Source organism: Bacillus thuringiensis, from assembly GCF_001182785.1.
In the GTDB taxonomy this organism is placed as follows: Bacteria; Bacillota; Bacilli; order Bacillales; family Bacillaceae_G; genus Bacillus_A; species Bacillus_A thuringiensis_S.
In genome coordinates this window covers 4,119,805-4,137,905 of sequence record NZ_CP012099.1, presented here as the reverse complement: position 1 = coordinate 4,137,905, position 18,101 = coordinate 4,119,805, and the positions used below count along the sequence as shown (strand labels likewise).

The window sequence follows — 18,101 nt, the reverse complement described above, 5'->3', positions numbered from 1 at the left end:
GCTGTAAGGGCCTTTAATGAGAGAGTGTATCTCTTCATAGCTGTGAACAGGAAGGATGCGGGAATATGAATAGTAAACAATTAATTCTAGAAGCAATCGAAGCGCGTAAACAAGCGTACGTACCATATTCTAAATTTCAAGTGGGTGCAGCATTATTAACGCGCGGTGGAAAAGTATATCGTGGATGTAATGTTGAGAATGCATCATATGGCTTATGTAATTGTGCTGAAAGAACGGCTTTATTTAAGGCGGTTTCTGAAGGAGATAAAGAATTTGTAGCCATTGCGGTTGTAGCAGATACAAAGCGCCCAGTACCTCCTTGTGGAGCATGTCGACAAGTTATGGTAGAATTATGTAAACAGGATACGAAAGTATACTTATCAAACTTACATGGTGACGTTCAAGAGACGACAGTCGGAGAATTGTTACCAGGAGCATTTTTAGCGGAGGATTTACATGAATAGAAAAGGTTATAAATCAGGTTTTGTCTCTATTATTGGCAGACCGAATGTTGGAAAATCTACATTTTTAAACCGTATTATCGGCCAGAAAATTGCTATTATGAGTGATAAGCCACAAACGACTCGTAATAAAATTCAAGGTGTATATACAGAAAATGATGCACAAGTTATTTTCATTGATACACCAGGAATACATAAACCTAAACATAAATTAGGCGACTTCATGGTAAAGATGGCGCAAACGACATTAAAAGAAGTGGATATTGTTCTGTTTATGGTTAATGCAGTTGAAGGATTTGGTCGTGGTGAGGAATTCATCATTGAGAAATTAAAAGAAACGAAACAACCAGTATTTTTAGTCATTAATAAAATTGACCAACTTCATCCAGAGCAATTACTAGAGTTAATTGATCAATATCGTAAACTACATGAGTTTGCAGAGATCGTACCAATTTCTGCGTTAGACGGTAATAATGTGGACGCTTTAATTGGAACAATTAAAAAGTATTTACCAGAAGGACCACAATACTATCCAGAGAATCAAGTAACGGATCATCCGGAGAGATTTATTATTGCAGAGCTTATTCGTGAGAAAGTACTACATTTAACACGTGAAGAAGTACCGCATTCTGTGGCTGTTGTTATCGATGCGATTCAAAAGCGTGAGGGCGGGGCAGTTTATATAAATGCAACGATTGTTGTTGAACGTGCATCACAAAAAGGAATCATCATCGGAAAACAAGGAAAAATGTTAAAAGAAGTTGGTAAGCGAGCTCGTTTTGATATTGAAGCGCTACTTGGTTCTAAAGTATTTTTAGAAGTATGGGTAAAAGTGCAAAAAGATTGGCGTAATAAAATGTCTCAGCTTCGTGACCTAGGTTTCCGCGAGGATGAGTACTAAAATAGAGTAAAGTTGTAATCAGTGGATGGTTGGTTCATCCACTGATTATTGGTTTTTATGAACTTTGATAAATTAGGAAAAATTTTTCTCACATGAAAATGGACAAAATGGGTCAATTTAATAACAACAAAGGAAATTGGTTTATAGGCTACGCTTATTGAGAAAGGTGGATTCTTATGCTAGATTTTACCTGGAAGTTTTTCTCCAAAACAGGAAGCATTGAAACGTACTTGCTTTTGAAAGAAATGGAAAAAGACGTAAACGATGAGATGGATCAACATGAAGAGGAGCTAGCGCATCTAGACTCTCCAATTTCTTGACCCGTTTTGTTCAAACCTTGGATGGTGACGAACATGTTTCAAAAAGTTGAGGGCATCGTTATCCGTACGACAGATTACGGAGAAACGAACAAGATTGTTACAATATTCTCAAGAGAACTTGGTAAGATAAGTGCAATGGCAAGAGGGGCAAAAAAGCCGAAAAGCCGGTTAGCATCTGTGTCGCAACTAATGACACATGGCCATTTTCTTATTCAAATGGGATCTGGGCTTGGAACATTGCAACAAGGCGAGATTATTTCAACTATGAAAGAAATTCGCGAGGATATATTTTTAACTGCTTATGCATCATTTATTGTCGAGTTAACTGATAAAGCAACAGAAGATAAAAAACATAATCCGTATTTATTTGAAATGTTATATCAAACGTTGCATTATATGTGTGAGGGTGTTGATTCAGAAGTATTATCATTAATTTATCAAACGAAAATGCTTCCGGTATTAGGGATGCGCCCGTACTTTGATACATGTGCGATTTGTCATCAAGAAACAGACTTTGTCGCCTTCTCCGTCAGGGAAGGCGGTTTTCTGTGCTCACGTCATGCAGAGCAAGACCCATATCGTATACCGGTAGGAGAAGCTGTTCATAAATTATTACGTCTTTTCTTCCATTTCGATTTACATAGGCTCGGAAATGTATCGGTAAAGGATAGCACAAAAAAACAAATGCGTTTAGTATTGAATACATATTATGATGAATATTGCGGAATTTATTTGAAATCAAGACGTTTTTTAGAACAACTTGATAAGTTTCAAATATAATTTTGGGCCGTATACGGTCCTTTTTACATACTTTCTTTTTCGAATAGCATATTTAGTATATAATATTTAAGAGATAGTATAACTTTTTTCGTTGTGCATTAAAGGTGGTGATTATCATAGAGCTGAATAAACGGCAAGAACATATCATTCAGATTGTAAAAGATCACGGTCCTATTACAGGGGAATCAATTGCAGCGCAATTGGGTCTAACACGTGCGACGCTAAGACCAGACTTAGCAATTTTAACGATGGCTGGTTATTTAGAAGCACGTCCACGCGTAGGTTATTTTTATACGGGTAAAACTGGGGGGCAGCTATTATCTGAAGCTGTTAAGAAAATTAAAGTACAAGATTATCAATCTAGACCGGTTGTAATTGATAAAAATGTTTCCGTATACGATGCAATTTGTACGATGTTTTTAGAGGACGTTGGTACATTGTTCGTTGTAGATCAGATGACTCTATTAGTTGGTGTTGTGTCTCGTAAAGATTTATTAAGAGCGAGCTTAGGAAAGCAGGATTTAACCTCTCTTCCGGTTAATATTATCATGACAAGGATGCCAAACATTGCGATGTGTCGTAGAGAGGATTCTTTATATGATATTGCGATGGAATTAATAGAAAGACAGATTGATGCAATGCCAGTTGTAAAAGATACGAAACAAGGTTTAGAAGTGATTGGGCGAATTACAAAAACAAATATTACACGCGCGTTTGTAAATTTAGTAAATAACGAATAAGTGTAATTTGTTTAAAGTGAGGTAATGTAATGGATAATAAAATCGTATATGTCGTATCTGACTCTGTAGGGGAAACGGCTGATTTGGTTGTTCGAGCAGCAATGGGGCAATTCCCGTTTGCTCCTGATATTAGACGTGTACCGTATGTAGAAGATACAGGGACATTAAAAGAAGTGATTTCGATTGCTAAGAGTAATCAAGCACTTATATGTTTTACGTTAGTTAAGCCTGATATGCGCCAGTATTTAGTAACAGAGGCTGCAAAAGAAGGAGTAGAGGCATACGATATTATCGGCCCTCTTATTGATCAAATTGAAGAAATTACGGGGCAAGTGCCGAGATATGAGCCAGGTGTTGTCCGTAGGTTAGATGAAGAATACTTTAAAAAGATTGAAGCGATTGAGTTTGCTGTGAAGTATGATGACGGCAGAGATGCACGAGGTATTTTAAAAGCAGATATCGTGTTGATTGGTGTTTCGCGTACATCAAAAACACCACTTTCCCAATATTTAGCTCATAACAAACGCTTGAAAGTTGCGAATGTACCACTCGTACCAGAAGTTGACCCACCTGAAGAACTATATCAAGTGGCAAAAGAAAAATGTTTCGGTTTGAAAATTACGCCAGATAAGTTAAATCATATTCGAAAAGAACGATTAAAATCACTTGGATTAAGTGATGGAGCAACATATGCAAATATTAATCGTATTCAAGAAGAAATTGATCACTTTGAGGAAGTAATTAGTAAAATAAATTGCCAAGTAATCGATGTATCGAATAAAGCGATTGAAGAAACAGCAAATATTATTGTGAATGCAGTGCAAAACCAAAAAATGTTTTAGCACATTTACCAAAGGTGAATGTGCTTTTTTCGCTCGTGTGAAATATGATACCTATGGATTTTGTAATAGATTGTAGTGTAATGGTTATACTTATACTCCTTTGTCTTTTAGTATATTCAAGATGTGAGTTTGTCATCCTGAAATGTAAGATGAAAAAATAAAGGGATATGTAGCGTAGTTGAAGAAAATATATTATAATAAAAAATTGTGATAAAAACCTATATTTTACGTTTAGACTTTAATTTTTCAGAATAAACTAGGGATAGGATTTACGAAAAAGACATGTAATTACGTTAAATCGACAAAATCTATACAAGAAAACGCACATTATGGAAGGATTCACAGAAGGGATGTAGAATACAGAAATATGCAAAACATCAACAACATATTAGTTGGTGTAGATGTATATCCCGTGAAGGCTGAAATTGTGCAAGTTGGAGCGGAATTTCATGTCGGAATTTTGTTTGTCGCATCATATGCTCATCCTTTAAGGAAATAGCAAGGCAATTGGATCATTGTAGATACTGAACAAAATGGAGTTGATTGTTATATGGATCAACATGAAAAAGTTACAGATCTCAAGATCAAACAGTATATGTGGCTTGCTACTCTTCTTGTAAAAAGGTGTATATGTATTGTTTCTAAGAGATACATTTGTAACAGATGAGCAAATGTATACAATTTTATATAGCAAGTATGTATATGCGATTTATGCAGATAAAGGACCTATAGGAAAGGTTCAAAATCGTTTATACAATGTAATCGGCAACACTTTCTAACAAGTTTAGAAAAATATTGTCGAATTATAAAGGAATTTTTAAATTTATATCGAATACAAAATACGACACGGAGATGGAGTTATGGGGAACAGAATTCCCGAAGAAGTTGTTGAACAGATTCGGACATCATCCGATATTGTAGAAGTCATTGGTGAATACGTTCAACTTAGAAAACAGGGGCGTAACTATTTCGGCCTTTGTCCATTTCATGGTGAGAATTCTCCTTCATTCTCTGTTTCATCTGATAAGCAAATTTTTCATTGCTTCGGATGTGGAGAAGGTGGAAATGTATTTTCCTTTCTAATGAAAATGGAAGGACTGGCTTTTACCGAGGCTGTTCAAAAGCTAGGCGAAAGAAATGGAATTGCGGTTGCAGAGTATACATCAGGGCAAGGACAACAAGAAGAGATATCTGATGACACTGTCATCATGCAACAAGCTCATGAATTATTGAAAAAGTATTATCATCATTTATTAGTAAATACGGAAGAAGGAAATGAAGCACTTTCATATTTATTAAACCGTGGTATTACGAAAGAGATGATTGAGAAGTTTGAAATTGGTTATGCATCACCTGCTTGGGATGCAGCGACGAAAATTTTACAAAAAAGAGGTTTATCGCTGTCTAGTATGGAACAAGCTGGCCTTCTAATAAGAAGTGAGAAGGATGGTAGTCATTACGATCGCTTCCGTGGAAGAGTTATGTTCCCGATCTATACGTTACAAGGTAAGGTGATAGCGTTTAGTGGAAGGGCGTTAGGAGATGACACTCCGAAATATTTAAATAGCCCCGAAACGCCGATTTTTCACAAAAGTAAATTGTTGTATAACTTCCACCAAGCAAGACCGTTTATTAGAAAACGTGGGCAAGTGGTTCTTTTTGAAGGATATGCCGATGTACTAGCTGCGGTAAAAAGTGGTGTGGAAGAAGCTGTTGCGACAATGGGAACAGCTTTAACTGAAGAACAAGCAAAACTTCTGCGACGTAACGTTGAAACTGTTGTTCTTTGCTATGATGGTGATAAAGCAGGGCGAGAAGCGACGATGAAAGCAGGGCAATTATTGCTAAAAGTTGGTTGCCAAGTGAAAGTCACATCCTTGCCAGATAAGCTTGATCCTGATGAATATGTGCAACAATATGGGACTACCGCTTTTGAAAATCTTGTGAAATCAAGTATGAGTTTTGTTGGTTTTAAAATAAATTATTTGCGTTTAGGGAAAAATTTGCAAGATGAGTCTGGCAAAGAAGAATATGTGAAAAGTGTTTTAAAAGAGTTATCGTTGTTACAAGATGCGATGCAGGCAGAGTCATATTTGAAGTCATTGTCGCAAGAGTTTTCGTATTCAATGGAAACGCTTTTGAATCAATTGCACCAATATCGCAAAGAACAAAAGGTACAGCAAAAACAAATAAAGCAGGTTGCTAAACCGTCTCAAGTCGTTCAAACAAAACCGAAGTTAACAGGTTTTGAAAGAGCGGAAAGAGAAATTATTTACCATATGTTGCAAAGTGCAGAAGTAGCTGTTCGTATGGAATCCCATATAGAAGATTTTCATACAGAAGAACATAAAGGGATTTTATATGAACTATACGCATATTATGAAAAGGGAAATGAACCTTCAGTCGGAACATTTCTAAGTTGGCTCTCTGATGAAAAGTTGAAAAATATTATCACTGATATTTCGACGGATGAATTTATTAATCCAGAATACACAGAAGAAGTGTTGCAAGGCCATCTGGAGACGCTTAGACGGCATCAGGAAAAACTTGAAAAGATGGAGATCATCTTTAAAGTGAAACAAATGGAAAAAACAGATCCTGTAGAGGCTGCTAAATATTATGTAGCATATTTACAAAATCAAAAAGCGAGAAAATAGCTTTTTTGATAAAGTTTTAGTATAATGAATGTTTGTATCTCGCGTAAGGAGGGGAACAGATGGCTGACAAACCAGCTCGTTCTAAACAAATTGAAACTGAAATGACCCTTGAGCAAGTGAAGGAACAACTCACTGAGCTCGGAAAAAAACGTGGCGTTCTTACATATGAAGAGATTGCAGAACGCATGAATGGATTTGAAATTGAATCCGATCAAATGGATGAATACTATGAATATTTAGGTGAACAAGGCATTGACTTAGTTGGTGATAATGACAACGAAGAAGGCCCTAATAATCGCCAAATTACAAAAACAGAAGAAGAGTTTGACCTCAATGATTTAAGTGTACCACCTGGGGTTAAAATCAACGATCCTGTTCGTATGTATTTAAAAGAAATTGGTCGTGTAGACTTACTATCTGCAGAAGAAGAAATTCGACTTGCAACGCGTATTGAAGAAGGCGATGAAGAAGCGAAACGTCGTCTTGCAGAAGCAAACTTACGTCTTGTAGTAAGTATTGCAAAGCGCTACGTAGGCCGTGGTATGCTTTTCTTAGACTTAATTCAAGAAGGTAATATGGGTCTAATTAAAGCTGTTGAAAAGTTCGATTATCGTAAAGGTTTCAAATTTAGTACGTATGCAACTTGGTGGATTCGCCAAGCTATTACACGTGCGATTGCAGACCAAGCGCGAACAATTCGTATTCCAGTTCATATGGTTGAAACGATTAATAAGTTAATTCGTGTACAACGTCAATTATTACAAGATTTAGGTCGCGAACCGTCTCCTGAAGAGATTGGTGAAGAAATGGATCTTGCTCCAGAAAAAGTACGTGAAATCTTAAAAATTGCACAGGAGCCAGTTTCTCTTGAAACACCAATTGGTGAAGAAGATGACTCCCATTTAGGTGACTTTATTGAAGACCAAGAAGCAACATCGCCTGCGGACCATGCAGCCTATGAATTGCTAAAAGAACAATTAGAAGATGTGTTAGATACACTAACAGATCGTGAAGAAAATGTTCTGCGTCTTCGTTTCGGTTTAGATGATGGACGAACTCGTACGCTTGAAGAAGTTGGGAAAGTATTCGGCGTAACGAGAGAGCGTATCCGTCAAATTGAAGCAAAAGCACTTCGCAAATTAAGACATCCAAGTCGTAGTAAGCGTCTTAAGGATTTCTTAGAATAGGTTATTTTTTAAGTTTACTTCACCTTTGTGAAGTAAACTTTTTTATTTTGTTAATTTTTGTTAAAATTTAGCTATCGGCAACGATTACAATTTCTTGTAATTTATTTTACAGAATTGTCTTTTGATTTGCAAATGCTCATTTTTCGATTTTTCGATTAATTTTGTTTATTCTATACAAAAATATATGTAGAAAAGCGAAAAATATGATGAGAAACGTTAATAATTATCGAAATAATAAGCTATATGACAATAAAAAACAATAAACTGAATTTATGGAATATTTCTAACAAGTAGTAGTTTACTCTTTTCTGATAGAGCGTTTTCAAGTACAATGGAAATGACTGAATCATCTAACTATTTAGGGGTATAGAGGGGGGAGAAGAGATATGAAACGTAATCCGCTGATTCCGTTCGCTCTTATTGCAGCATTGGGTATTATCGTTATGTTTGTATTTTCATTTCAGGGGCTAAATAAATCTAAAGAGTTAGCTGATGCAAAAAATGGCGGGAAGCCAGCACAAACAGCATCAAAACCAGAGGATATTGTGAAGCAAAGCTGTACGAGCTGCCACGGTGATCAGTTACAAGGGGCAGTAGGACCTAACTTACAAAAAATTGGTGGGAAACTTTCAAAGGATGAAATTAAAGAAATTCTTTCGAAAGGAAAGGGCAATATGCCTGCCAATATAGTTCCAGCTGATCAAGCCACTAAAGTAGCTGATTGGTTATCGAAGAAAAAATAAAGTTCCGTATGACAAGTCTTTTGCTTATGCAAAGGGCTTGTTTTTCTATATTTTCTAAAATACGATAAATGATAGAGAAGTGAATTGTTGTTATAGGCTTGCAACAACTACTATAAATTCATTATCATGGAGACAGACTGACAAGAGAAGGAGTAATGGAAATACATGAATGAAGTAAAGCTTTCAAAACGATTAGAAGAAGTTGTACGTGAAATACCGGTAGGATCTACAGTTGCTGATATTGGATCGGATCATGCGTATTTACCGTGTTATACAATTATAAATAATATTGCTACAAAAGCAGTTGCAGGAGAAGTTGTAGATGGACCATTTCGTTCTGCACAAGCAACTGTGGCTGAAAGTGGTTTGCAAGATAAAGTAGACGTTCGTAAAGGGAATGGATTAGCTGTTATCGCGCCAGGAGAAGTAGATGTTATTACGGTTGCTGGAATGGGTGGAGCGTTAATTCGTGACATTTTAGAAAGTGGTAAAGAAAAATTAGAAGGTGTAACACGTTTAATTTTACAGCCGAATATTGCAGCGCATCATATTCGTGAATGGTTTGTTGAAAATGGTTGGGAGCTTATCCATGAAAAAATCGTAAAAGAAGATGGGAAAATTTACGAGATTTTAGTAGGAGAGCGAGGAAATGTCGAAGCACCTTACTCGGAAAATAAGCAAGCGGGATTGTTTATGGGGCCATTTCTAATAAAAGCGAAAAATGAAGCTTTTGGTGAGAAATGGGAAGGGGAATTGAAAAACTTCCAAAATATTTTAAAACAGTTAGAACGTGCGGCTAATTCTGAAGAAACAAAAGCGAAGCGTGCGGAAGTAGAAGCGAAAATGAAAATGATAGAGGAGGTTTTATCATGAGTAAAATTCCAAACGGCCATGAAATTATTTCTTTATTTGAAAGTATGTATCCAAAGCATTTGGCGATGGAAGGAGATAAGATTGGACTGCAGATTGGAGCGCTTAATAAGCCTGTACAACACGTATTAATTGCGTTAGATGTAACGGAAGAAGTTGTGGAGGAAGCGATTCAATTAGGAGCGAATGTCATTATCGCGCATCACCCTTTAATTTTTAATCCGTTAAAAGCGATTCATACAGATAAAGCGTACGGAAGAATTATTGAAACGTGTATTAAAAATGATATTGCCATTTATGCAGCGCATACAAATGTGGATGTTGCCAAGGGCGGGGTAAATGATTTACTTGCTGAGGCGTTAGGGTTGCAAAATACAGAAGTTTTGGCACCGACATATGCAGAAGAAATGAAAAAAGTTGTTGTGTTTGTGCCAATAACTCATGCAGAGGAAGTACGAAAAGCATTAGGAGACGCAGGTGCTGGTCATATCGGCAATTATAGCCACTGTACGTTTAGTAGCGAGGGTACAGGTACGTTTGTACCTCAAGAGGGGACAAATCCTTATGTAGGGGAAACTGGACAGTTAGAGCGCGTAGAAGAAGTGCGGATCGAAACGATTATTCCAGTTTCACTACAACGAAAAGTGATTAAAGCAATGGTAACGGCACATCCATATGAAGAAGTAGCGTATGATGTGTATCCACTTGATAACAAAGGCGAAACATTAGGGCTTGGGAAAATAGGATACTTAAAAGAAGAAATGACACTTGGACAGTTTGCAGAACATGTAAAGCAATCATTAGATGTAAAGGGTGCACGAGTTGTTGGGAAATTAGATGATAAAGTGCGCAAAGTAGCTGTACTTGGTGGTGATGGTAACAAATACATCAATCAAGCTAAATTTAAAGGAGCAGATGTATATGTAACAGGTGACATGTATTATCATGTTGCTCATGATGCGATGATGCTCGGTTTAAATATAGTTGACCCAGGACATAACGTTGAAAAAGTAATGAAGCAAGGTGTACAAAAGCAATTACAAGAAAAAGTGGATGCAAAGAAACTCAATGTACACATTCATGCTTCGCAATTACATACAGATCCATTTACATTCGTATAAGAAAAATAAAAACCGTTGCTCATATAGGCAACGGTTTTTATTATTGTTCTTTTTTCACTTTTACACGAGGTAATATTTTTTGTAACGGTACTTTTCGAACTCTCTCCCATGTAGCGGGATTCATTGGGTCATATTGATCTAAGAAAGCGATAACTTCTTTTGTAATTGGAGTTGGAGTAGAAGCACCTGCTGTAACAGCTACGTTTTCTACACCTTGTAGCCACTCTAATTTAATCTCACTTACGTCTGCAACGCGGTATGCTTTCGTACCAGCGATTTCTTGTGACACTTGTGCTAAACGGTTTGAGTTGTTACTTTTCGGATCACCGACAACAATTGTTAAGTCTGCAACATCAGCTTGTTTAGCGACAGCTTCTTGGCGAACTTGAGTTGCTAAACAAATTTCTTTATGGAATTCTGCTGTTGGGAATTTTTTTTGAATGTCCTCCATTAAATGTTGAACATCCCATTGACTCATCGTTGTTTGATTCGTTACTAAAATTTTATCTGTTGGGATTTCTAATGTTTTTAAATCATCGGCTTTTTCGATAAGGTGAACGATGTCAGGTGCAATACCAACTGCGCCTTCTGGCTCTGGATGATTTTTTTTACCGATATAAATGACATGATACCCTTCCGCTTTCTTAGCTTCGATAAGGTCATGTGTCTTGGTAACATCTGGACAAGTGGCATCGATTGTTGTTAAACCTTTTTCTTTTGCGCGTTGTTTAACTTCTGGAGAAACACCGTGTGCAGTGAAAATAACAGTACCAGAATCAATTTTATCTAAAATTTCTAAGCGACTTGGACCGTCTAATGTGATGATTCCATCTTCTTCAAAAGCGTCTGTAACATGTTTATTGTGAACAATCATACCTAAAATATAAATGGGTCTCGGCAATGATTTATCTAATGCGGCGTTACGTGCAATTACCATTGCATCGACAACACCGTAGCAATAACCACGAGGGGAAATTTTAACAATTTTCATATGAGTAATCCTCTCCTTCTAAACAAGGGATACTTTTGTGCATAGTCTTTTACATTATAAAGGAGGAGTGGATAGAAAACAAAGGATTGTTACACATATAGTTTTGGTTTTGTTGCTGTTTTTTGAACAGGCTCCTCTCGTAATTCTTTTTCTATGACTGGCTCAATCACTATTTTTTTTCTTTTTCTTTTTTTTTGTGGAGGAGGTGGAGTTGCTACCTCAACCTTTTCTGTTATGTCTTCAGCCTGATTTTTAGTTGAATCTTCTTCCGTACTTTTTCCAGAGGTGAGGATTTTAACAATGCTTGGTAGGTTACGCATAATAGGGCCGTACTGTTCGACGACAGGGCTTACAGATTGAACGACTTGGGATACTTTTTCTATATTGTTTATCATATTAGTTGGATTCGAAATTAAATTCGCAAAAAAACTGCCGATGCCGCTACTGGATGCTGCTGTAGTTGCTGCACCGCCGCGCGTTTCGTTTGATTCGTACATTTGAGGGGGAATCATTTGCTCTGGATGCTGCTGCATGTATGGTTGATATTGCTGTGAGTACTGCTGTGGGTATTGCTGTTGATATTGGGGTTGATATTGTTGCCGATATTGAGGTGGTGGTTGCTGGTGCTGGTGCATCATTGGTGGCGGTCCTTCCATTTGTCGATAAGGCGGAACCATTTGCATGTAAGGTTCGGTTGGATCGTGTTTTTTAAAGAGTTTAGCAAGGAACCCTTTCTTTTTTTGTGCCATCGGTGGTAGTTGTGGAATTGGATATGGTGTATAAGGTTGCTGCCCTTGATTTGGATACATTTGTCTTGTGGGGGATTTTGGAAACATGTGAGAAATCCTCCTTTCTTCAGTTAGGTATATACACATACAATATGCAATAAGGGGGAAGAAGGTTAGTTTTTGAAGGGGAAACCTAAACTAAAGATGGATTTTACTTGTAGATTTCGATATAATGTAGACTTGACTGATTTGTGCGCGCAGTAGAAATTTAGAAAGAAGGTGTAACTTATGACACAACAAACTTTTACACAGTATGATTTTAAACCATTTTTAATAGATGCAGTTCGTGAACTACGCTTTACAGAGCCGACAGGAATTCAGCAGAAAATTTTCCCGGTCGTGAAAAAAGGTGTAAGTGTAATTGGACAATCCCAAACAGGTTCTGGGAAAACACATGCATACTTACTTCCTACATTGAACAGAATTAATGCAAGCCGTGAAGAAGTACAACTTGTTATTACAGCACCTACTCGTGAGTTAGCACAACAAATTTACGAAGAGATTGTGAAATTAACAAAATTCTGTGCGGAAGATCAAATGATTACAGCGCGTTGTTTAATTGGTGGAACTGATAAACAACGTTCAATTGAAAAGTTGAAAAAACAACCTCATATCGTAGTTGGGACACCAGGACGTATTAAAGACTTAGTAGAAGAACAAGCATTATTTGTTCATAAAGCAAATACGATTATTGTCGATGAAGCTGACTTAATGCTTGATATGGGATTCATTCACGATGTAGATAAAATTGCAGCACGCATGCCTAAAAACTTGCAAATGCTAGTTTTCTCTGCAACAATTCCTCAAAAACTAAAACCGTTTCTGAAGAAATATATGGAGAATCCAGAGCATATTCATATCAATCCAAAACAAGTTGCAGCTGGAAACATTGAACACTATTTAGTGCCTTCTAAACATCGTAATAAAATTGATTTAGTGAATAAAATGCTACTTCAATTTAAACCGTATTTAGCAGTTGTTTTCACGAATACGAAAAAGATGGCAGATCAAGTTGCTGATGGATTAATGGAACGCGGCTTAAAAGTTGGACGAATTCACGGGGATTTATCACCACGTGATCGTAAAAAAATGATGAAACAAATTCGTGACCTTGAATTCCAATATATTGTTGCGACTGATTTAGCAGCACGTGGTATTGATATTGAAGGAATTAGCCATGTTATTAACTATGAGCTACCATCAGATTTAGATTTCTTCGTTCACCGCGTTGGAAGAACAGCACGTGCGGGGCATTCTGGTATTGCAGTGACGATTTATGATCCAGCAAACGAAGAAGCGTTAGATAGCTTAGAAAAACAACGTCATATCGAGTTTAAACATGTAGATTTACGCGGAGATGAGTGGGCGGATTTAGGTGAGCGTCGTCGTCGTAAGAGCCGTAAAAAACCAAATGACGAACTTGATGTTATGGCAACGAAAGTTATTAAAAAACCGAAAAAAGTAAAACCAAACTATAAACGTAAACTTGCAACAGAACGTGACAAAGTGAAGAGAAAATATAGCAATAAAAAAAGATAAGGGGTTTCCCTTATCTTTTTTTAATCCCGCTAATTTAAATGAAGAGTATAGTTTGTTTAAATACTCATATAAATTTGTGTAGTGCGTCTTTTGTGAACAAACAATTCACTACATATTTCTACAAATTATGCTATCATTATATCTATTGTATATTGAAGAGGTGATTGTATGTTAAAGATTGGATCTCATGTTTCCATGAGTGGTAAGAACATGTTATTAGCAGCAAGTGAAGAGGCTGTTTCATACGGTGCAACAACGTTTATGATTTATACAGGTGCACCGCAAAATACACGAAGAAAACCAATTGAAGAATTGAACATAGAAGCAGGAAGAAAACATATGGAGCTGAATGGTATTGAGGAAATTATCGTCCATGCGCCGTATATTATTAATGTTGGGAATACGACGAAGCCAGAAACATTCCAATTAGGTGTAGACTTCCTTCGTATGGAAATTGAAAGGACATCGGCATTAGGTGTAGCGAAACAAATTGTTCTTCACCCAGGAGCGCACGTTGGTGCTGGAGCAGATGCTGGTATTCAACAAATTATTAAAGGGCTTAATGAAGTATTAACGCCAGAACAGACGGTTAACATTGCGTTAGAGACGATGGCAGGAAAAGGAACAGAATGTGGTCGTAGCTTTGAAGAAATTGCAAAGATCATTGATGGCGTAAAATATAATGAAAAGCTATCTGTATGTTTTGATACGTGTCATACGCACGATGCAGGATATGATATTGTAAATGACTTTGACGGTGTATTAAACGAATTTGATAAGATCGTTGGTGTGGATCGTTTGCAAGTACTTCATATTAATGATAGTAAAAATGTACGCGGAGCAGGAAAAGACCGTCATGAAAACATCGGATTTGGTCACATTGGGTATAAAGCGTTGCATCACATTGTACATCATCCACAGTTAATGCGTGTACCAAAAATTCTTGAAACACCGTATGTAGGGGAAGATAAAAAAGATAAGAAGCCACCATACAAATTGGAAATCGAAATGCTGAAAAACGGTACTTTTGATGAAGGGCTTCTTGAAAAAATTAAAGCGCAATAAGGAGGGGATTTCCCCTCCTTATTTTAGTAATTGCTGAAATAATGTATTTACTTGTTGGGCAGTGGCAGGGGAAGTTACTTTTGCAATCTGTTTTAAGAGCTCTAGTCGCTCGTTGTTATCGTAAATATTAATATTTTTACCTTTCATAAGTAAAACGATTTGGTCAGCTTGTGCAGTCGTAATAGAAACTTCATATTCTTTGCTATATTTTAATAACTCTTTTGTAGAAATATGATTTAATTTTTTATTAACAATTTGTTTAATGAGGTTCATCTTATTATCCTCCTTCAAGCGTTCTTCTATCGAAATATATGAGCATATAGCTTGTACATATTCGTATGGAGTTTCTTTTTTCATGAGGAAAAGAAGCGTATGTTATAATATAAGGACAAAACTACAGAAAAAAGAGTAAAGGGAGGACCTATGGAGCAAAAGCAACATCGAAAAGAAAGTGTTATTCATCTCATTTATCGTTTAGTTATGATTATTTTTGGGGCAGCATGCGCGGCGGTAGCGATTGAACTATTTTTAATGCCAAATAAAATTATTGATGGTGGAATTATTGGTATTTCTCTTATATTAGATTATCTTACTCCTAATATTTGGTGGTTAAGTTTTTCTACTTTAGTCGTTGTTCTCAATATCCCATTTATGTATTCGGGTTATAAGCAAATTGGAAAAACATTTATGTTATCTTCGGCATTTGGTATTGTAGCGTTAGCATTCATTGAGTCAACGTTACATGCGGTGCCACCGTTTACAACAGAGCCTATTTTAGCGACTGTGTTTGGTGGTCTTATTTTAGGTCTTGGTGTTGGACTTGTAATTCGTCATGGTGGATCGTTAGATGGAACTGAAATTATGGGGATTTTATTAACGAAGAAATTACCGTTCTCTGTTGGTGAATTCGTAATGTTTGTGAACTTATTTATTTTTGCATGGGCAGCATTTGTGTTTGGTGTGGAACAAGCGATGTATTCTGTTATGACGTACTATATTGCATTTAAAACGATCGATACAGTAATTCAAGGGCTAGATGAAACGAAAGCAGTTTTAATTGTATCTGATCAATATGAGGAAGTATCAAATGCGATTTTACATCGACTCGGCCGTGGAACTACAAAGCTTGTAGCAAAAGGTGGTTACACAGATAAAGAAAAAGAAGTTATTTATGCAGTTGTAACGCGTCTAGAAGTGACGAAGTTAAAGTCAATTGTGCATGAAATTGATGAAAATGCGTTTGTTACGATTATGAGCACGCAAGAGACAAATGGTGGTAAGTTTAAATCGGCTATTCACTAAACGTATATAGGAATATTTTTCGAAAGCAGAGAATTTTTCTCTGCTTTTTGTTATAATAATAAGGTTTCTTGAAAAAATAGATATATTTTAGGCAGATTGGTTTACAACTATAATAAGCTGTACTATAATTCAAATAGATATAAATCGGAATCATTCTGAATTAAAATAGGTGAGATGCTATGAATAATATATTAGAGATTGAAGGTTTAACATTCCGATACGAAGATCGGAATGTGTTAGAAAATATTAATTTGCAAGTTCCGAAGGGAGCTTTTTTAGGTTTAGTGGGACCGAATGGTTCAGGTAAATCAACTTTACTTAAGTGTTTATTAGGCGTTTTAAAGCCAAAAGAAGGAAGCATTCGTGTGTTTGGCGTTGATAGTAAGAAGTTTAAGGAATGGAATAAAGTTGGTTATGTATCCCAAAAAGCAAATAGTTTCAATTCTGGTTTTCCAGCAACTGTTTCTGAAGTTGTGTCAATGGGACTTGTTTCGAAAAAAGGGCTTTTTCGCTTTTTCACAAAAGAGGATAAGAAAAAGGTAGAAAAAGCAATTGCTGATGTAGGGATGAGTGAGTTTCAAGGTCGTAATATTGGAGAGCTTTCTGGTGGACAGCAACAGCGTGTATTTATTGCTCGTGCGCTCGTTAGTGATCCTGAATTGCTTATTTTAGACGAGCCTACTGTTGGAATCGATGTAAAAAATGTGGAAAGTTTTTACGAAATATTAGAGGATTTAAACAAAAGGTTGGGAATCACATTAATTCTTGTTACTCATGATATGGGAGCTGTTACCGAAAAAGTAACACATGTTGCATGTCTAAACCAACATCTACATTTCCATGGAAATGTAGAGAAGTTCCGAGAGTTAGAAGATGCAGAAATGTCCGTCTTATATGGGCATCATGTTCATCGTTTAGAACACGAGCATGAGCATCACGGGAGGATATAATGATACAAGATTTTTTACAATATGACTTTTTACGTAATTCTTTATACGCAGGTATTTTAATTGGACTTGTTGCACCGCTAATAGGTGTGTTTGTTGTTATTCGTCGTTTATCTCTTATTGCGGATGCATTAAGTCACGTGACGTTATCAGGTATTGCAGCAAGTTTATTACTTGAAAAAACCATTTTTACAGGTGGATTTTTAAACCCCTTATATATGGGGATGGTTTTTTCAATTGGTGGAGCGCTATTAATCGAAAAGTTAAGAACTGTATATAAGCACTATCAAGAATTAGCAATTCCGATTATCCTTTCGGCAGGGATGGGAGTTGGAGTTATTTTCATTTCACTTGCAAATGGATTTAACACAGACTTATTTAGTTATTTATTTGGTAGTGTCAGTGCTGTAACAAGTACGGATTTAATTATTATTGGGATTGTAGCAATTGTTGTTGTTGCGACAATTATTTTATTATATAAAGAGCTGTTTCTACTATCATTTGATGAGGAATACGCAGTATCAACTGGTTTAAGAGCGAAATGGATTCACTTTATTTTCATTATATTAGTTGCTCTTGTCATTGCAGTATCAATGCGTGTAGTAGGGGTTCTTCTCGTATCATCATTAATGACGTTACCAGTTGCAGCAAGTATTCGTATTGCTAAAGGATTTAAACAAACAATTTTCTTTTCCATTTTATTTGGTGAAATTGCGGTAATTGGTGGAATGTTTGCTTCGTATCAACTTGATCTAGCACCAGGTGGTACAATTGTTATGATAGCAGTTCTTATTTTAATCGGTGCGATTTTATGGAAGAAGAAAAAAACTGCATAAAGTAGGGATAG

At 36.4% G+C, this 18,101-nt stretch carries 21 protein-coding genes; 18 read left to right on the top strand and 3 right to left on the bottom strand.

The window, feature by feature from the left end; genetic code table 11:
- Positions 1–65: 65 nt before the first annotated feature.
- The 13 genes from AC241_RS21330 to AC241_RS21275 all read left to right on the top strand — a co-directional run bounded on the left by AC241_RS21330 (position 66) and on the right by AC241_RS21275 (position 10,622).
- Positions 66–464, top strand: a complete 399-nt coding sequence (locus tag AC241_RS21330; protein ID WP_001086285.1) for a cytidine deaminase — start codon at positions 66–68, stop codon at positions 462–464.
- Positions 457–1,362, top strand: coding sequence for a GTPase Era (gene era / locus AC241_RS21325; protein ID WP_001080230.1), 906 nt, complete (start codon positions 457–459; stop codon positions 1,360–1,362). Before AC241_RS21330 ends, era begins: the two co-directional genes overlap by 8 nt.
- A 176-nt stretch (positions 1,363–1,538) precedes the next feature.
- Complete coding sequence (locus AC241_RS21320; RefSeq protein ID WP_000883924.1) at positions 1,539–1,682, top strand: YqzL family protein; 144 nt, start codon at positions 1,539–1,541, stop codon at positions 1,680–1,682.
- A gap of 33 nt (positions 1,683–1,715) precedes the next feature.
- Positions 1,716–2,462, top strand: a complete 747-nt coding sequence (gene recO / locus AC241_RS21315) for a DNA repair protein RecO (protein WP_000487007.1) — start codon at positions 1,716–1,718, stop codon at positions 2,460–2,462.
- 107 nt (positions 2,463–2,569) lie between these two features.
- Entirely contained in the window at positions 2,570–3,202 is a 633-nt protein-coding gene (locus AC241_RS21310) for a transcriptional regulator CcpN (protein ID WP_000583756.1), read from the top strand.
- A 29-nt stretch (positions 3,203–3,231) separates the two neighbouring features.
- A complete protein-coding gene (locus AC241_RS21305) occupies positions 3,232–4,044 on the top strand; it encodes a pyruvate, water dikinase regulatory protein (protein ID WP_000368944.1) in 813 nt (270 codons plus the stop codon).
- Between the two features lie 367 nt (positions 4,045–4,411).
- A complete protein-coding gene (locus AC241_RS35720; RefSeq protein WP_002024806.1) occupies positions 4,412–4,543 on the top strand; it encodes a hypothetical protein in 132 nt (43 codons plus the stop codon).
- 136 nt (positions 4,544–4,679) lie between these two features.
- Positions 4,680–4,823: a hypothetical protein gene (locus tag AC241_RS34865; protein ID WP_000479733.1), complete on the top strand. Its 144-nt coding sequence runs from the start codon at positions 4,680–4,682 to the stop codon at positions 4,821–4,823.
- Positions 4,824–4,904: 81 nt separating this feature from the next.
- The gene (gene dnaG, locus AC241_RS21295; protein ID WP_043936251.1) at positions 4,905–6,701 is read left to right on the top strand and encodes a DNA primase; all 1,797 of its coding nucleotides are present in this window, start codon (positions 4,905–4,907) and stop codon (positions 6,699–6,701) included.
- A gap of 59 nt (positions 6,702–6,760) precedes the next feature.
- Positions 6,761–7,888, top strand: coding sequence for an RNA polymerase sigma factor RpoD (rpoD, locus tag AC241_RS21290; protein ID WP_000764066.1), 1,128 nt, complete (start codon positions 6,761–6,763; stop codon positions 7,886–7,888).
- 386 nt (positions 7,889–8,274) lie between these two features.
- Entirely contained in the window at positions 8,275–8,631 is a 357-nt protein-coding gene (gene cccA, locus AC241_RS21285) for a cytochrome c550 (RefSeq protein WP_000828142.1), read from the top strand.
- 165 nt (positions 8,632–8,796) lie between these two features.
- On the top strand, positions 8,797–9,504 hold the full coding sequence (locus tag AC241_RS21280; RefSeq protein ID WP_043936252.1) for a tRNA (adenine(22)-N(1))-methyltransferase: 708 nt from the start codon (positions 8,797–8,799) through the stop codon (positions 9,502–9,504).
- Positions 9,501–10,622: a Nif3-like dinuclear metal center hexameric protein gene (locus tag AC241_RS21275; protein WP_050844527.1), complete on the top strand. Its 1,122-nt coding sequence runs from the start codon at positions 9,501–9,503 to the stop codon at positions 10,620–10,622. The genes AC241_RS21280 and AC241_RS21275 overlap by 4 nt, the downstream gene beginning before the upstream one ends.
- Positions 10,623–10,662: 40 nt before the next feature.
- Here the strand turns inward: AC241_RS21275 and AC241_RS21270 are convergent, their stop codons facing one another.
- Positions 10,663–11,613, bottom strand: a complete 951-nt coding sequence (locus AC241_RS21270; RefSeq protein ID WP_000706657.1) for a 4-hydroxy-3-methylbut-2-enyl diphosphate reductase — start codon at positions 11,611–11,613, stop codon at positions 10,663–10,665.
- Between the two features lie 89 nt (positions 11,614–11,702).
- Positions 11,703–12,449, bottom strand: coding sequence for a VrrA/YqfQ family protein (gene vrrA, locus AC241_RS21265; protein ID WP_050844526.1), 747 nt, complete (start codon positions 12,447–12,449; stop codon positions 11,703–11,705).
- A gap of 180 nt (positions 12,450–12,629) precedes the next feature.
- Here vrrA and AC241_RS21260 point away from each other — a divergent pair, with 180 nt between their 5' ends.
- Both AC241_RS21260 and AC241_RS21255 read left to right on the top strand, forming a co-directional pair.
- Positions 12,630–13,940, top strand: coding sequence for a DEAD/DEAH box helicase (locus tag AC241_RS21260; RefSeq protein WP_000194023.1), 1,311 nt, complete (start codon positions 12,630–12,632; stop codon positions 13,938–13,940).
- 168 nt (positions 13,941–14,108) lie between these two features.
- On the top strand, positions 14,109–15,005 hold the full coding sequence (locus AC241_RS21255) for a deoxyribonuclease IV (protein WP_050844525.1): 897 nt from the start codon (positions 14,109–14,111) through the stop codon (positions 15,003–15,005).
- Positions 15,006–15,023: 18 nt separating this feature from the next.
- On the opposite strand, the gene AC241_RS21250 is transcribed toward AC241_RS21255, so the two are convergent.
- Complete coding sequence (locus AC241_RS21250) at positions 15,024–15,278, bottom strand: DUF2624 domain-containing protein (protein WP_001048958.1); 255 nt, start codon at positions 15,276–15,278, stop codon at positions 15,024–15,026.
- A 150-nt stretch (positions 15,279–15,428) separates the two neighbouring features.
- Between AC241_RS21250 and AC241_RS21245 the strand changes: the two genes are divergently transcribed.
- The 3 genes from AC241_RS21245 (at position 15,429) to AC241_RS21235 (ending at position 18,090) form a co-directional block, all read left to right on the top strand.
- The gene (locus tag AC241_RS21245; RefSeq protein ID WP_000435960.1) at positions 15,429–16,307 is read left to right on the top strand and encodes a YitT family protein; all 879 of its coding nucleotides are present in this window, start codon (positions 15,429–15,431) and stop codon (positions 16,305–16,307) included.
- A 179-nt stretch (positions 16,308–16,486) separates the two neighbouring features.
- Positions 16,487–17,257 carry a metal ABC transporter ATP-binding protein gene (locus AC241_RS21240; RefSeq protein ID WP_001059662.1) on the top strand — a complete coding sequence of 257 codons (771 nt, stop codon included), beginning with the start codon at positions 16,487–16,489 and terminating at the stop codon, positions 17,255–17,257.
- Positions 17,257–18,090, top strand: a complete 834-nt coding sequence (locus tag AC241_RS21235) for a metal ABC transporter permease (protein ID WP_000613817.1) — start codon at positions 17,257–17,259, stop codon at positions 18,088–18,090. Before AC241_RS21240 ends, AC241_RS21235 begins: the two co-directional genes overlap by 1 nt.
- Positions 18,091–18,101 lie beyond the last annotated feature (11 nt).

Coding starts and splice junctions, on each gene's coding strand:
- AC241_RS21330 (WP_001086285.1), top strand. CDS start 66: ATGAATAGTAAACAATTAATTCTAGAAGCAATCGAAGCGCGTAAACAA.
- era (WP_001080230.1), top strand. CDS start 457: ATGAATAGAAAAGGTTATAAATCAGGTTTTGTCTCTATTATTGGCAGA.
- AC241_RS21320 (WP_000883924.1), top strand. CDS start 1,539: ATGCTAGATTTTACCTGGAAGTTTTTCTCCAAAACAGGAAGCATTGAA.
- recO (WP_000487007.1), top strand. CDS start 1,716: ATGTTTCAAAAAGTTGAGGGCATCGTTATCCGTACGACAGATTACGGA.
- AC241_RS21305 (WP_000368944.1), top strand. CDS start 3,232: ATGGATAATAAAATCGTATATGTCGTATCTGACTCTGTAGGGGAAACG.
- AC241_RS35720 (WP_002024806.1), top strand. CDS start 4,412: ATGCAAAACATCAACAACATATTAGTTGGTGTAGATGTATATCCCGTG.
- dnaG (WP_043936251.1), top strand. CDS start 4,905: ATGGGGAACAGAATTCCCGAAGAAGTTGTTGAACAGATTCGGACATCA.
- rpoD (WP_000764066.1), top strand. CDS start 6,761: ATGGCTGACAAACCAGCTCGTTCTAAACAAATTGAAACTGAAATGACC.
- cccA (WP_000828142.1), top strand. CDS start 8,275: ATGAAACGTAATCCGCTGATTCCGTTCGCTCTTATTGCAGCATTGGGT.
- AC241_RS21280 (WP_043936252.1), top strand. CDS start 8,797: ATGAATGAAGTAAAGCTTTCAAAACGATTAGAAGAAGTTGTACGTGAA.
- AC241_RS21275 (WP_050844527.1), top strand. CDS start 9,501: ATGAGTAAAATTCCAAACGGCCATGAAATTATTTCTTTATTTGAAAGT.
- AC241_RS21270 (WP_000706657.1), bottom strand. CDS start 11,613: ATGAAAATTGTTAAAATTTCCCCTCGTGGTTATTGCTACGGTGTTGTC.
- vrrA (WP_050844526.1), bottom strand. CDS start 12,449: ATGTTTCCAAAATCCCCCACAAGACAAATGTATCCAAATCAAGGGCAG.
- AC241_RS21260 (WP_000194023.1), top strand. CDS start 12,630: ATGACACAACAAACTTTTACACAGTATGATTTTAAACCATTTTTAATA.
- AC241_RS21255 (WP_050844525.1), top strand. CDS start 14,109: ATGTTAAAGATTGGATCTCATGTTTCCATGAGTGGTAAGAACATGTTA.
- AC241_RS21250 (WP_001048958.1), bottom strand. CDS start 15,278: ATGAACCTCATTAAACAAATTGTTAATAAAAAATTAAATCATATTTCT.
- AC241_RS21245 (WP_000435960.1), top strand. CDS start 15,429: ATGGAGCAAAAGCAACATCGAAAAGAAAGTGTTATTCATCTCATTTAT.
- AC241_RS21240 (WP_001059662.1), top strand. CDS start 16,487: ATGAATAATATATTAGAGATTGAAGGTTTAACATTCCGATACGAAGAT.
- AC241_RS21235 (WP_000613817.1), top strand. CDS start 17,257: ATGATACAAGATTTTTTACAATATGACTTTTTACGTAATTCTTTATAC.